At 37.2% G+C, this 15,166-nt stretch carries 10 protein-coding genes and 1 riboswitch; of the genes, 4 read left to right on the forward strand and 6 right to left on the reverse strand.

The features are described from left to right. Window positions 1–108 precede the first annotated feature (108 nt). From B3I52_RS06035 to B3I52_RS06045, 3 genes are read right to left on the reverse strand one after another with little or no spacing between them, the layout of a single operon-like run. A complete protein-coding gene (locus tag B3I52_RS06035; RefSeq protein ID WP_293299537.1) occupies window positions 109–1,062 on the reverse strand; it encodes an MlaD family protein in 954 nt (317 codons plus the stop codon). Between the two features lie 19 nt (window positions 1,063–1,081). Continuing rightward, entirely contained in the window at window positions 1,082–1,858 is a 777-nt protein-coding gene (locus B3I52_RS06040; protein ID WP_293299538.1) for an N-acetylmuramoyl-L-alanine amidase family protein, read from the reverse strand. A 31-nt stretch (window positions 1,859–1,889) separates the two neighbouring features. Next, on the reverse strand, window positions 1,890–2,768 hold the full coding sequence (locus tag B3I52_RS06045) for an N-acetylmuramoyl-L-alanine amidase family protein (RefSeq protein ID WP_293299539.1): 879 nt from the start codon (window positions 2,766–2,768) through the stop codon (window positions 1,890–1,892). Window positions 2,769–2,824: 56 nt separating this feature from the next. Between B3I52_RS06045 and B3I52_RS06050 the strand changes: the two genes are divergently transcribed. From B3I52_RS06050 to B3I52_RS06065, 4 genes are all read left to right on the forward strand, one after another. Continuing rightward, window positions 2,825–5,536, forward strand: coding sequence for a putative LPS assembly protein LptD (locus B3I52_RS06050; protein WP_293299540.1), 2,712 nt, complete (start codon window positions 2,825–2,827; stop codon window positions 5,534–5,536). A gap of 112 nt (window positions 5,537–5,648) precedes the next feature. Next, window positions 5,649–6,905: a competence/damage-inducible protein A gene (locus B3I52_RS06055; protein WP_293299541.1), complete on the forward strand. Its 1,257-nt coding sequence runs from the start codon at window positions 5,649–5,651 to the stop codon at window positions 6,903–6,905. Between the two features lie 47 nt (window positions 6,906–6,952). Beyond that, window positions 6,953–8,293, forward strand: coding sequence for a dihydrolipoamide acetyltransferase family protein (locus B3I52_RS06060; protein ID WP_293299542.1), 1,341 nt, complete (start codon window positions 6,953–6,955; stop codon window positions 8,291–8,293). A gap of 575 nt (window positions 8,294–8,868) precedes the next feature. Next, window positions 8,869–10,674 carry a sialidase family protein gene (locus B3I52_RS06065; RefSeq protein WP_293299543.1) on the forward strand — a complete coding sequence of 602 codons (1,806 nt, stop codon included), beginning with the start codon at window positions 8,869–8,871 and terminating at the stop codon, window positions 10,672–10,674. Window positions 10,675–10,797: 123 nt separating this feature from the next. On the opposite strand, the gene B3I52_RS06070 is transcribed toward B3I52_RS06065, so the two are convergent. The 3 genes from B3I52_RS06070 to B3I52_RS06080 form a co-directional block, all read right to left on the reverse strand. Beyond that, window positions 10,798–12,039: a homoserine dehydrogenase gene (locus B3I52_RS06070; RefSeq protein WP_293299544.1), complete on the reverse strand. Its 1,242-nt coding sequence runs from the start codon at window positions 12,037–12,039 to the stop codon at window positions 10,798–10,800. 76 nt (window positions 12,040–12,115) lie between these two features. Next, window positions 12,116–13,180 carry a homoserine O-acetyltransferase family protein gene (locus B3I52_RS06075; protein WP_293299545.1) on the reverse strand — a complete coding sequence of 355 codons (1,065 nt, stop codon included), beginning with the start codon at window positions 13,178–13,180 and terminating at the stop codon, window positions 12,116–12,118. A gap of 43 nt (window positions 13,181–13,223) precedes the next feature. Then, complete coding sequence (locus B3I52_RS06080; RefSeq protein WP_293299546.1) at window positions 13,224–14,525, reverse strand: O-acetylhomoserine aminocarboxypropyltransferase/cysteine synthase family protein; 1,302 nt, start codon at window positions 14,523–14,525, stop codon at window positions 13,224–13,226. Between the two features lie 275 nt (window positions 14,526–14,800). Next, window positions 14,801–14,911: riboswitch (SAM riboswitch) on the reverse strand. Between the last annotated feature and the right edge of the window lie 255 nt (window positions 14,912–15,166).

Raw genomic sequence — 15,166 nt, forward strand, 5'->3', positions numbered from 1 at the left:
CACCGTTGTAAGTTGCTTCTAAATGATGTATTTACAGATAGCTTAGGAGTAAAAAAAACGAAGTAATCTTTTCAATTACTTCGTTTTTTTTCTTTTTTAAACCCTTTGTTATTTGTCTGTTTTATTGCCTCCGCCAAATACAGAGAAATGTACATAACGTTTCGGGTTAGCTTTTAAATCTATCATTAGTGCATCTAAATTTTTAGAAGCATTATTTAGGTTGTCGTACATTTGTTTGTCGTTTAGCAGTGCTCCCAATGTGCCTTTACCGCTTTTAACATCGCTTATTATTAACTGTAAATCGGACATGGCTTTGTTAGCGCTATTAACCGTTTGTTCAAAATTTAAAGCGGCAACTTTATCGGTAACGGTGTTAAGGTTGTTCATTACCATGTCTATTTTGGTGCCATTTCTTTTAAAGTTTGCGGTAATAGCTTCTACGTTAGCTAAAATGGCCGATAATTTAGAGCTTTCGGACCCCACTAAGGCATCTACCTTTTTAGAGGTAGATTCTAAAGAAGTTAAAGTGCCTGCAATACTGTTAAAGCTGCGGTCTATATTTTTCTGTAGATTAGGGTTTAAAATAGTGTTTACGCTGGTAAGTATCGAGTCCATTTTAGTAATAATTAACTCGGCTTTCTTTTGTACCGGTTGGAAAGTTTCCATTAAACCCTTGGCTACATTTGTTTCTAAAAAATCGCCATCTTCGGCAAAGTCTTTATCGTTGCCCAAGGTTAGTACAATAGCCTTACTGCCCAATAGGTCGGTGCCTTCTAGGCGGGCCAGGGTATTTTTAGGTATTTCGTATTTGCCGTTGATGTGCAGTGTGGCCTTAATGGTAGCGTCGGGCTGTAATTCTAGGGCAGCTACTCTGCCAATTTGATAACCATTAATTAATACAGGTTTAGATACCGTTAAGCCATCTACCTGAGAATATTTTGCATACAAAATTGTCTCATTAGAGAAAATGCTATTTCCTTTTAAAAAGTTGTATCCAATGATGAGCAGGGCAATAGCAAATGCAGCTAGTATGCCTACTTTAGTTTCATTTTTTATTTTCACGTAATTCAGTGGTTATGTTCTAATTCTCTACTTCCTTTTTGTACTGTTTAATGGCATTTACAATGGCGGTAACTATTTCTTCTTGGCCTTCTTCAGAGTTAATATACTTTTCCTCTTCGCTATTAGAGATAAATCCTATCTCTGTAAGTACCGATGGCATAGCCGCACGTTGTAAAATAAGTAATCCTTGCTCTTTAACACCTCTGTTAACTCTTTTGTTTACTTCGGTGTAGTTTTTTTGGATATAGCTTGCCAAAGCTAAACTTTTTGAGCGGTAAAGTGATTTATATAATGATAATAAAATAGCTTCTTCTGGATCTGCTGGATCGTAAGCTGCTTTTTTCTTGTAGTTTTTATCTTTGATAATTTCTTCGTTTTCTTTCAATCCGGCATCCATTTCGTTGATACGTCTATATGCTCCAACAAATGTTTCGGTACCACGCACATGCGAATTTCCGGGAGGCATAGAGTTGCAATGTATAGAAATAAATAAATCGGCCTTGGCGTCGTTAGCTATTTCTGCTCTGCGGTACCAATCTACATCAACATCGGTTTTACGAGTTTGTATAACTTTTATTGTTGGAAGTTCTTCCTGTATCTTTGCACCAAGCTTTAGCGCCACTTTTAAAGCCACATCTTTTTCCCAAGAAATGGCCCCTTTTGCGCCGGGTTTAACCCCTCCGTGGCCAGCATCAACTACAATGGTTTTAATTTTATATCCTTGGGCAAAAGCATTAGAAAAGACAAATAACGTTACTAAAAAAGTGAGGTATGGGAAATAGTGTTTCAGTTGCATTTAAATGTGTTTTCGACAAAAATACAAAATATTAGATTTCTACACTCATTTTATATGCTTGAATAGCTTTTAATAAACAGGTAGTAATTTCTATTTGCCCGGCTTCGGAGTTCATGTAGTCTTCTTCGCCAGCATTAGAGATAAACCCAATTTCGGTTAAAACTGCTGGCATACCAGCCCTAGCTAGCACAGCAAGACTTTTTTCTTGCACACCTCTGTTAATTCTGCCTACCGATACATATTCGTCTTGTATATATTTGGCAAATTTTAGACTTTGCGTTCTAAAGGTGTTTTTCATTAATGACAAGATAATGGCACTTTCTGGATCGCTAGTGTCAAAACCTTCGTAATTTTCTTTGTAATTATCTTCTAAAAATATCGAAGCATTTTCCCTTTTAATGGCCTCATCTTGTTCATCTATTCTTCCAGAACCAGATACAAATGTTTCGGTACCTTTGGTAGAAGTGCTTTTTGCGTAACGAGTTTTATAGATGGGAACTTTTTTGCCTTTTTTGTTTCGAGAATAGCCGCTAATGTAACGTTGTTTATATACCGGCATATCGTTACAGTGTATAGAAATGAAAAGATCTGCTTTTACTTGGTTAGCTAATCCTATTCTTTCGTATAACGGAATAAAAACATCCTCCGTTCGGGTATAAACTACTTTTACATCGTGCATCTTTTCTTCAATTAATTTGCCTAAACGCAAAGCCGTTTTTAGGGCTACGTCTTTTTCGGTAGAGTAGGCACCTCGTGTAACGCCATCTTTTCCGCCATGCCCGGCATCTAATACAATTGTTTTTATTTTGTATTCTTGTGCAAGTAGTTGATTTTCAGTTAAAAAAACAGAAAACACCGAAATTAAAATAATTGATATGTGTTTTGCCCTAGTCAATGGTATATTTTTCATTAATTTTGAACGTTTTGTGATAAAGATTATTGCAAAATAAACATTCACGTACAAATTTGAAACTTTTAAATAAACTCATTTTTTTAGCTTTTTATGTGTTTTTGGCCTTAGTGGCTGATAATAAAGTTTTTGCATCTACTAAAACTGTTTTTTTTCAAACAGTGGTTCAACAAACAGATAGCGCCAAAAGAGACACTACTAAAAAAGTGATGAAAAAGAGTAGTCTAGACTCGAAGCTAGAGTATTACGCCAAAGATTCGGTTGTTTTAGACCGTAAGAACGAAATCCAATACCTCTATGGCGGGGCTAGAATAAAATACCAAGGACTAGAGTTAGATGCCGAATTTATTCGGTTCGACAATAAAAATAAAGTAATTTTTGCCAGAGGTACAAACGATAGCAAAGGCAAATATCATGGCCGCCCAATTTTTAAAACTGAAGGTCAGGGCTCTTCCATGGCCGACTCATTGAGCTATAATACAGAAACTGGAAAAGGAATAGTAAACGGTGTATTTACCGAGCAGGAAGGTGGTTTTTTTTCGGGAGGTAAAACAAAAATGCAGCCCGATAATGAGTTTCATGTGCATGGTACTACCTTTAGTACTTGTAATTTACCACATCCACACTTTGGCATACAAATTTCTAAGGGCATTGCCACAGAAAATCATATTATTGCGGGGCCAGTTTACATGAAGTTTGAGGATATTCCGATGCCACTTGGTTTGCCTTTTGCCTTTTTTCCGAAACCCAATAAGAAATCTTCTGGTTTTATTTTGCCAACACCCGGAGAAGATGCCACTAAAGGTTTTTCGTTAACCGGAGGTGGTTACTATATGGCATTTAATGATTATATGGATGCCCGCTTAATGGGTAACATATATACCAACGGCTCTTACGATTTAAACTTGGTTTCTAATTATACCAAACGTTATAAATACAATGGCAACGTTAATTTAAGCTATTCGAGCACCCGTAATGGGTTAGAAGGCACACCAGAGTACGAACCCAGAAAAACGGTGATGATTGGCTGGAGCCATAGTCAAGGTGCCAATGCCAGGCCAGGTACTACATTTAGTGCTTCGGTAAATGCAGGTTCGAGTGCCCACAATTCCATTACTGCGGGCAACGGTACTTACGATCAAACGCGGATGCTTCAAAATACCATGAGCTCTAGTATTGCGTATGGAAGGGTATTTGGCGATGGACTGTTTAACTTTACTTCTGCACTAACGCACTCGCAAGAAACAGAAAGCAAAACCATTAGTTTAACCTTGCCAGATATTGCCTTAAATATGTCAACCATTAGCCCTTTCGATTCTAAAAATAGAGTGGGAGAAGCAAAGTGGTACCAACGTTTAACGGTGGGTTACAGTATGAGTGCTTACAATAGGGTAAATACAAAAGAAGACATTCTCTTTTCTAAAAGTGGCTTAAATAGTTTTACCAATAGTGTAGATCATAATGTTCCCATTAGTTTACCATTTACTTTACTTAAGTATCTAAATTTTTCTTCGAGTTTAAATTATAATGAGAAGTGGGATTTTAAAACTTTGCGCAATAGGTATATTAGAAGTACTGCTGGAAATGGCTACGAAGTACGTTCTGATACTGTAAATGGATTTAAGCGTGGCGGGCAATATGGTTTAAGCACTTCTATGTCAACTAAAATTTACGGTGTTAAACAATTTAAAGGCGACGGAAGTATTAGGGCAATGCGACACGTAATGACTCCTAGCGTTAGTTTTAGCTACCGACCAGATTTCTCTAAAGAAAGCTATGGCTATTACTTGCCTGCTGAATATTATACCGACGATATTAGACCCGGCATGAGCGTGCCAACTGGCGAATTTGTAAAAGATCAGTTTGGTAACCCAGTACGCTACTCGGTGTTTATGAATGGCGGTCCTTCGCAAAACAGGAGCGGAAGCGTAGGCTTCTCGTTAGATAACAACGTAGAGCTAAAGGTGCGCAACAGAAAAGATACAACGGGTACTGGAGAAAGAAAACTAGCCATTTTACAAGGATTAACTTTTAATACCGGTTACGATCTGTTTAGGGTAAATAAAAAACTTTCGCCAATAAACTTTAGCGGCCGCTCGCAGTTTACCGAAAAACTAGGCATTAACTTTAGTGGTGTATTTAGCCCATATAGTGTAGATTTGGTAGAATATACCACAGGTACTGGTGTCAATAAGGTCACTACTTATTCTTATCAAGAAATAGATAGGTATGTGTGGAAAGATGGTAAGTTACCACGAATGACTAGCCTAAATTTTTCTTTTGATTATAGCTTAAACCCTGAAGCTTTTAAGAAAAGGAATGAAAATATAGATAACCTAAATAACCAGAATACCCCATCAACCAGAACACAAGAACAAATAGACCAATTAAATGCCATTAGCAGAGATCCTAATGCTTTTGTTGATTTTAACATTCCGTGGAACTTCTCTTTTTCTTACAGTTTTAATTACAATAATAGTTTAGGCCGGCCAGAAACAAGATCTATTACAAATACCTTAAACTTTAATGGCGATTTTAATTTGACGCCAAAGTGGAAGATACAATACACTTCTGGCTATGACTTTAAAGCTAAGAATCTATCCCAAACATCATTTTCTATTTATAGAGACCTGCACTGTTGGGATTTAAGTGCCAGTTGGGTGCCTTTTGGCGCATACCAAAGTTATTCTATTGATATTAAAGTAAAGGCATCTGTACTACAAGATTTAAAACTGAGCAAGCGTAAAGGGTTTTATACAAGGTATTAGGGAGTCCGTAAAGTCGGAAAAGACTGATGTCCGAAAACTGTTTTGTGTTCTTTGTGTCTTTTGTGGTTTCAACAAAAAATCGTAAATCGTACTTCTAAAAAATTAAATCAAAGTGTTAGCAGAAATTATAACCATAGGCGACGAAATACTAATCGGGCAAATTGTAGATACCAATTCTGTTTGGATGGCTACAGCGCTGAATGAGATTGGGGTAAAAGTAAAGCAGATCAGTTCTATTTCGGACGAAGCGCAACATATTATCAATGCTTTAGACGAAGCACAGCGACGGGCCGATATTATTCTAATTACCGGAGGCTTAGGGCCAACTAAAGACGACATTACCAAACAAACCTTGTCGAAGTATTTTGGCATGCCTTTACGTATTGACGAGCCAACATTGGCACATGTAAAACAGTTTTTTGAAAAACTGAATAGACCAATGATTGACGTGAACATAAAGCAAGCCGAAGTGCCAGAGGGCTGCACCGTAATTATGAACAAGAATGGCACTGCACCTTGTATGTGGTTCGAAAATAATGGTAAAATCATTGTGTCTATGCCCGGTGTTCCTTTTGAGATGAAATACCTCATGGAAGATGAGATTATTCCACGCATTAAACAGCGTTTTAAGCTACCGATCCTTATTCATCAGAATATTCTTGTTGCTGGGTTGGGCGAATCGTTTTTGGCAGAACAGATTGCCGACTTGGAAGAAGCGCTTCCATCATACATTAAATTGGCCTATTTACCCAAATTAGGGCAGGTTAGGCTACGCTTAAGTGCTACAGGTGATAACGAAGCTACATTATTGGCAGAAGTAATGCTTCATACACGTAAAATTGTTGAACGTATAGAAAAATACGTGGTTATAACCGAAGATTTACCTTTTGAAAAAGCTATTCTGAATTTAATGGAAAAGCATGGCTTAACACTTTCGGTAGCAGAAAGTTGTACTGGCGGTTATATTTCACATTTATTTACACAACATTCGGGTTCTTCAGCGGTATTTCAGGGAGGGGGGGTAACCTATGCTAACGAGTTAAAGCAACGCTTATTAAACGTAAAGGAAAAAACTTTAGCAACCTATGGTGCCGTAAGCGAACAAACGGCCAAAGAAATGGCTTTAGGAGCTATTGCTAATTTTAAAACAGACTATGCCGTAGCCGTTACGGGCATTGCTGGGCCAAATGGAGGTACTAAAGAAAAACCAGTAGGCACCGTATGGATAGCTGTAGCAAACAAACAGGACTTAAAAGCAAAACTGTACAATTTTGCTAGTAAACGAGTTCAAAATATAGAACGTTCGGCTATGGCCGCTTTAATGATGCTTTTTTTACAGTTGAAACAAGATTTGAATGTAAAGCATTAAAAAGCGTATTTTTGCCAACGTAAACAATTTACACTAACTAAAAAAATATGGCTCAATACGAATTGCTATTGCCAAAAATGGGTGAGAGTGTTGCCGAAGCAACCATTATTAAATGGACTAAACAACCTGGCGATAATATTAGTTTAGATGATACTATTTTAGAAATTGCTACAGATAAGGTAGATTCTGAAGTACCTTCCCCAGTAGCCGGAAAATTGGTAAAACAGCTTTTTTCGCCCGATGATGTAGTGCAAGTAGGTGCTGTTATTGCCATTATAGAATTAGAAGATGGTGCGCAAACAGAAGCTGTACCAACGCCACAGCCACCCACAAAGGTGGAGGAAGTAACCACTGCACCAGTAGCAGAATCTATTCCGGGTATTAGTCAATTGCCTACAGCAAACACGGCACCTCAAACTAATGTAGCTGATAAAGCTTCAGATAGATTTTACTCGCCTTTGGTGAAAAACATAGCTAAAGAAGAAGGAGTTACTGTTGAAGAGCTAGATGGCATTAAAGGTTCTGGGAGCGAAGGCCGCTTAACTAAGGAAGATTTACTGAGCTATATACAACAAAGAAAAGGCGGTGTGGCAAAAGCCAAAGAGCCTATCGCTTCATTACCACCTCAACAACAAGAGCAGCCAAAAGCAACGCCAGTGGCTACAAGTGTAAGCGGTGGCGACGAAATTATAGAAATGGACAGGATGCGAAAATTAATTGCCGAACACATGGTAATGAGCAAGCATACCTCGCCACACGTTACTTCATTTGTTGAGGCCGATGTAACCAATTTGGTACTTTGGCGCAATAAAGTGAAGAAAGCTTTTGAGCAGCGTGAAAACGAAAAAATTACCTTTACGCCAATTTTTGTCGATGCCGTTGCTAGGGCCATTAAAGATTTTCCGATGATTAATGTTGCTGTAAACGGAACACAAATTATTAAGAAAAAAGATATTAATATTGGCATGGCTGCCGCTTTGCCTTCTGGAAACTTAATTGTACCGGTAATTAAAAATGCCGATCAATTAAATTTATTAGGTTTAACTAAAGCAGTTAACGATTTGGCCAATAGGGCCCGTATTTCTAAATTAAAGCCAGACGAAACACAGAATGGCACATTTACCTTAACCAATGTTGGTTCTTTTGGTAATGTAATGGGAACGCCAATAATTAACCAACCGCAAGTGGCAATTTTAGCTGTTGGTGCTATTAAAAAGAAGCCTGCAGTATTAGAAACCGAACACGGAGATGTGATTGCCATTAGGCACATGATGTTCTTATCGTTATCTTACGACCATAGGGTAGTGGATGGTGCATTGGGCGGTTCTTTTGTTCGCCGTGTGGCAGATTATTTAGAAAACTGGGATATTAACAGAGAAATTTCTTAATACTACTATTTGAATGATATAAATTGAGCTTCGCAGGGTTTCTTGCGGAGCTTTTTTGTAGCCATTAGCTTTCGCTTCAATTTTGCTTAAAAACAACAACAATCTGTAAATCTGTAATCGGAACAAGTGCGTTGGCAAAATGAACAGCAGGTAATCAATAGAATAATAATCTAACTGAGGTTGTGAGAAATAACGTTACTCTTAGCCCTTTAAATCCCAAAGCAAATTTGAAATTATTTATTCTTGTGTCGCAATTTTTTAGTAATTTAACTTTACTTCCAATTTTAGGATCACCCATCCTAAAAACAAAATCCATCAATATTATACAAGTCCACCTCAAATCCACGTTAAGTCCACCTCAAGTTCGCCCTTACTGTAGCTTTACTGGTGCGTTGTCCCTAATATACCTTTATATATCTAGTACTGCCCTCAGCTTATTAGTATGCTATTCGTATTTAAGAGTAGGTGAAGAAGCTTGTTGGTTTATGCTAATATCTTATTCTGATAGGCTAAGATAACATAATGGCAGAAGCTATGTGTTTGGTTATATTTGATGTTTATCCATTTTGAAATTTATGAAACCAATAATGATGGCTAATTCGTTAGCTAGAACTTTTTTTTCTTTAACCTTTTTCTTACTCGTAGGTGCTCCATCTTTTTCGCAAGTGAAGTTTCCTGGAATAGTGGTTGCAGAGAGTAAAAATCCTTTTAAAGAGCGAATGTACTCGCCTAGCATTGTGGTATTGCCCGATGGCAGTTATGTAGTATCGCAAGATATGTCTAAGGGAATTGGCATACATAAAAGCACAGATAAAGGACTGACGTGGAAGTTTATAACTAAAATTGATATTGGACATTGGGGTGGTCTTTTTGTACATAAAGATGCGCTTTATATTATGGGTACAAGTAAATCTTTTGGCGATATAATTATTTATAGATCTACTGATGGTGGCAATAGTTGGACAAAAGGTTTGGACGAAAATAATGGTTTGCTCTTTAAAGGTAGGTATCATACAGCGCCTGTTCCTGTTGTGGTACATAACGGACGAATTTGGAGAGCTTACGAAGAAACAATTGGTGATGAGCCAAATAGAGACTTTCATGCGTTGGTAATTTCTGCGCCAGTAGATGCCGATTTATTAAAAGCTTCGAGTTGGACAAGATCTAATTCTATACGATTTGAGGAAAAATGGATTAACGCCAAACGTCCAAATTGGTTGGAAGGAAATGTAGTGGTTGCGCCCAATGGTAAACTCATAGACTTTATGCGTTTGGAAACTTGGCTGGGCAAAGACCAAAAATACGAATTGGAAGGGGCAGCGGCAGGCAAGCCGAGGCATGAAGTGGCTGCTGTAATTTCGGTTTCTGATGATGGTAAAAAGGTATCTTTCGACAGTACTCCTTCAGCATATGTATTATTTCCTGGCGCAGAAACAAAATTTACCATTAGGTTTGATCCTGTATCTAAATTGTATTGGACAGCAGTAAATAAAATTACCTATTTCGATAAAAAATCTATAGAAACTTATAACGGAAACTGGCATCAGCGTAATTTATTAGCACTTTATTCTTCTAAGGATTTAAAAAATTGGGAAGAAAAATATCATATTGTGAAATGGAATGCGGGTACTCCTTTAAATACTTGGGATGTGTTTGGTTTCCAGTATGCAGATTGGCAATTTGAAGGCAATGACATTGTTTTAGTAAGCAGAAGTTCCTGGTATGGGGCTCGTTATCACGATGCTAACTTGATTACCTTTCATCGTATAAAAAATTTTAGAAATGTAAAGCTCTCCGATTCTCCTGCCGACTTATATCCATTAACGATAACTAAGGATATTTTAACTTTTGATCTGAAAAAGACAGAAAATACTTTAAACAGTATTAAATCTAGTTGGATAGAAAAGGGAATAGAATCTGCGGTAATTAATGCTGGTAAAGGTGTACAACTTGAGCATAAAGGAGCTGGAAGAATTTTGTTAAATGCTTTGCGACCAACGAAAGTGAAAGCCAATGCAATAGATAATGAGCAGTTTATAGCTATTGAACTTTCTATAGCGGATGGTTATAAACTGAACATAGCCAGTATTGATTTAAAATTAGGTAAAAACCTAAATGAAACAGTGAAAACCAAATGGCATTTTAGTGTAAACGGTGGTAAAACTTTTAAAGAAATAACTAACTACGATTTTCCTTTAGGAGTTATAGACGAAAAAGGCACGCCCCAATCTAAGCTTTACCTCTCGGGTTATAAAGAATTACAAAATATAAACGCTAACCAAAAATTAATATTAAGGATGTATTTCTTCGGTTATAATAATAAAGAAATGCAGTTTTCTTTGAATGATTATTTAAAGATTGGCGGAACGGTTACAAAATAGGTTTTGGCAAATGTTTTTAATGCTTGAGTTAATTAATCTTTAGTTAATAGTTAAATCCACGTAAAACGTAAAAACCCAGACATCCATCTGGGTTTTTAGTATCAAAACAAAACAATATAAAATTTAATTGGCTAATATTCCTTCTGCCCTTATAGCTTTAATATCTTGTTCGTTATAAGTAATTCTGCCAGTTTGGGCAATAAAAACATCTTTGTTTACGAGTATATCTTTATTTTCTAGCAAGCTCTTTAAGCTCACATTCCCAATTACATACTTATAATCGTTGCGTGAGAAACGCTCAGAAATATCTGTAACCTGTAATTTTTCTACGGTATATTCGTGTTGGTAACGCAGGTAAACTTCTAAGTTTACTTTATCGGTATGGATTAGGCCATTCTTTTGATGGTATTTTTTGTATTCGTAACGGTAATCGTAACGAAGTGCGGCAATATCAGAAAGTACGGCAGCGCCTGTTGGATGCCCACCGGCACCTTTTCCAAAGAAAAACTGTTTATCTGCAAAAGCAGCCTGTACTGTTACGCCATTGTACTCGTTCTCTACGTTGAAAAGGAAATCATCACTCTTCACAAATTTTGGCAATACAAAAGCAATGATGTGTTTAGTGCTTATTTTTCTTGCGGTTGGCACTAATTTAATTTTATAATTTTTTTCTTTTGCGTATTGGATATCAGCATCGCTCAAATTTTGAATGCCAATGTTAAGAATCTTATCAGGATTGATGAATAAACCATAAGCATGGGCAGTGGCAATGGCCAATTTAAACTTCGGGTCGTAACCACCTACATCTAAAATGGGGTTTGTTTCTGCAAAACCTAGGTCTTGTGCTTCTTTTAGTGCATCTTGGTAACTAGCACCTTCGTTAAATATTTTAGAAAGAATGTAGTTAGAAGAACCGTTAAAAATGCCACTAATGCCATGTAGTAATTCGTTATCGTAGTATTCTTCTAAATTTCTGATAATTGGAATACTGCCACAAACCGAACCTTCGTACAATAAAGAAGTACCGTGCTTTTCTTGTAAATGAACTAACTCTTCGAGATGGGTAGCAATCATTTTTTTATTGGCCGAAACTACATTTTTACCACTTGTTAACGCTCTTTTGGTAATTTGATAAGCCACGTCGGCATCGTCAATAAGCTCTACAATGGTGTTAATTTCTGGGTTGTTTAATATTTCATCGTGAGAGGTGGTGAAAAGATGTGCGTCTAAAGTTCTTTTCTTTTCGGGGTTTTTAATGGCAATTTTTACCACTTCTAAATTAAGATTTTGAGCTTTGATAATGTCATGAAGACCTTGTCCAACAACTCCAAATCCAAATAATCCTATTTTTAGTTTCTTACTCATGTGTCTTTATTTTTAGCATAGCGCATAAAGCATTAGCATTTTTCTTCCGCTTTATGCCTGTGCCCTTTGCTTTATACTAAGCGGTGTGTTGTAGTTTAATTACTTTTTTGTTTTTGGTGGCATTTTCTTTTAAAAAATTGCCGATAATGTTCGTTAATTTATCGGTTTCTATTAAGAAGCCATCGTGTCCGTAAGCACACTTGATGCTTGCAAATTGCGCCTCATTAATGTGTTTTGCTAAAAACTGTTGTTCGGAAATAGGGAAGAGCATATCGTTCTCAATACCTATCACCAAAGTATTTGATTTTACTAATTTCAACGCATCGGCTATGCTTTTTCTGCCACGGCCAACATTGTGGCTATCCATCGCTTTGCTTAAATACCAATAACTGTAGGCGTTAAAGCGTTTACAAAGTTTTTCGCCTTGATAGTTTTGATAAGACGAAGCCCTAAAATCGGTTACTTTATCGTTTACACTTTCTAGTTGAGTTTCGTTGTAGGCTTCGTAAGTTCTGTAAGACAATAGCGCAATGCTTCTGGCTGTTTTTAGTCCTTTTAGGCCGCCATCGGGTTTATTGGCATAAAAAGTTCTATCGGTGGCAATAGCCAAACGCTGGCTTTCGTTAAAGGCAATTCCCCAAGGCGAATGGGCCGCATTGGTAGCTACTAAAATCAAATTTTCTATTTCGGTTTTACCGCTAATGCTCCATTCTAGTGCTTGTTGGCCGCCCAAGGAGCCACCAATTAACGCCTTAATTTTATCGATACCTAAATGATCTGCCAATAGTTGGTGCAAGGTGGCCAAATCTCTAATGGTAAACTCTGGGAAAGCCAAATAGTAAGGTTGGCCAGTAACAGGGTTTGTACTTAATGGATTTGTTGTGCCGTAGTTAGAGCCCAAAATATTGGCGCAAATAATAAAATGTTCATCGGGATTAAACAAATCTTTGGTGCCAAATAAACCTTTCCACCAATCTAGTACGTCTGCATTTGCCGTCAGGGCATGACAAACCCAAACTACGTTGTCTTTCTTTGCATTGAGTTTGCCAAAAGTTTGGTATGCAATTTCGAGATTACGAAGTTTTTTTCCGTTTTCTAATTTGAGTATTTTAGGGTGTTTATATGTTGATGAAGTACTCATTTGCGTAGTTATGTTGGTGTTTTTCTATAGGTAGATGTGTTAATTAATTTAAAGCAGCAAATGCTTGTTCAAAATCTGCCTTAATGTCGTCGATGTGCTCAATGCCTACGGCTACCCTTAATAAGCTAGGTGTAACGCCGGCTGCCAATTGTTCTGCATCGCTTAATTGTTGGTGCGTAGTAGCTGCTGGTTGTATAATTAACGTTTTAGCATCGCCTAGGTTGGCTAAATGGCTTACTAACTTTAAGTTATCTACTACTTTAATGGCGTTTTCTTTACTGCCTTTTAGTTCGAAACTTAGCACAGCACCAAAGCCATTAGATAAATATTTTTTAGCATTGGCATGGTATGGGCTGCTCTCTAAACCTGGGTAATTTACTTTGGCAACTGCCGGATGGTTTTCTAACCATTTGGCTAGTGCTAAAGTATTTTCTACATGGCGCTGTACTCTTAACGAAAGGGTTTCTAAACCTTGTAATAGTAAAAACGAATTAAATGGAGATTGTGAGGCACCAAAATCTCTTAAACCTTCTACACGGGCTCTAATAATGAACTGAATGTTTCCAAATGGGCCATTTTGTCCAAAAACATCGTTGAAAATTAAACCATGGTAGCCTTCTGATGGCTCGGTGAATTGACTGAATTTACCATTGCCCCAATTGTAGTTGCCCCCATCAACAATTACACCGCCAATGCTGGTGCCATGCCCGCCAATCCATTTTGTGGCCGACTCTACCACCACATTTGCACCATGTTCAATAGGTTTAAATAGAAAGCCAGCAGCACCGAAGGTATTGTCCACAATTAAAGGTAGGTCGTGCTTTTTCGCAATAGTTGCAATTTGCTCGAAATCTATTACGCTAAACGATGGGTTTCCAATGGTTTCTAAATAAATAGCTTTAGTGTTTTCATCAATGTTTGCCTCAAAATCTGCTGGGTTGTCGCCATCAGCAAACTTTACGGTAATGCCCAAGCGCTTAAAAGCTACCTTGAACTGGTTGTAAGAACCGCCGTACAAGTGGCTCGACGAAACAAAATTATCGCCTGCTTGCAAAATGTTGTTTAGTGCAATAAATTGTGCTGCCTGTCCAGAAGCTACTGCCAAAGCTGCTACACCGCCTTCTAGGGCCGCAATACGCTTTTCAAAAACATCGGTAGTAGGGTTCATGATGCGGGTATAAATGTTGCCAAACTCTTTTAATGCAAAAAGATTAGCGCCGTGTTCAGAGTTTTTAAAACCGTACGAAGTAGTTTGATATAAAGGAACTGCCCTAGAGCCTGTTACTGGATCTATTTCTTGGCCTGCGTGTACTTGTAATGTTTCGAATTTATGTTGTTGTGACATGTTTCTTTCTTTTTTAGTTAGGGGTAATGATTTATATAATTATGATTTGCCTTTTGGCTGTATAATAGTAAGAATGCGTATCCCGTTTTAGTGGGACCTTCCGAGTTTGGATAAAGCTGCAAAATGGAAGATTTTGATATTAATTATATGCCGTAGCACATGCACATGGTAAATTGCATGCTAATACAATTAATAGCAGTGTAAAAGGTATTTTTACCTACCGATTGGGGAAACGTATTTCTTGAAGAAATTGAATTAATTAGTTTCATCTTATTAATTTATATTTCCAAAAAGCACCATGCTAGTTGGTCAGGAATTGGCACCTTCTCTTTGTGAGGGTTGCCAGTGGGTCAGTGAGCCTGTCTCTCGCCACTTCTTTATAAATCAACACCTATTGGTAATTGATTTTTATTTGGCTTTCCAAATAATATTTCAAATATAGGTAGTTTTTTATTTTAATGCAAAATAATATTTTGATATTTTTTTATATATCTGATTTTCAGTTGTTTTTTGTGTTGTTTGGTTTGCTTTTTTGGAGGTGTTTGAGTTGAGTGAAATTTAAACAACTTTTAAATACGGTATTAAAATAACCCATCGGAGCGGTAATATATTTGATATTAGCATGTCAACTGTAGCAGAAT

Source organism: Pedobacter sp. UBA4863 (genome assembly GCF_002399615.1).
Classification (GTDB): domain Bacteria; phylum Bacteroidota; class Bacteroidia; order Sphingobacteriales; family Sphingobacteriaceae; genus Pedobacter.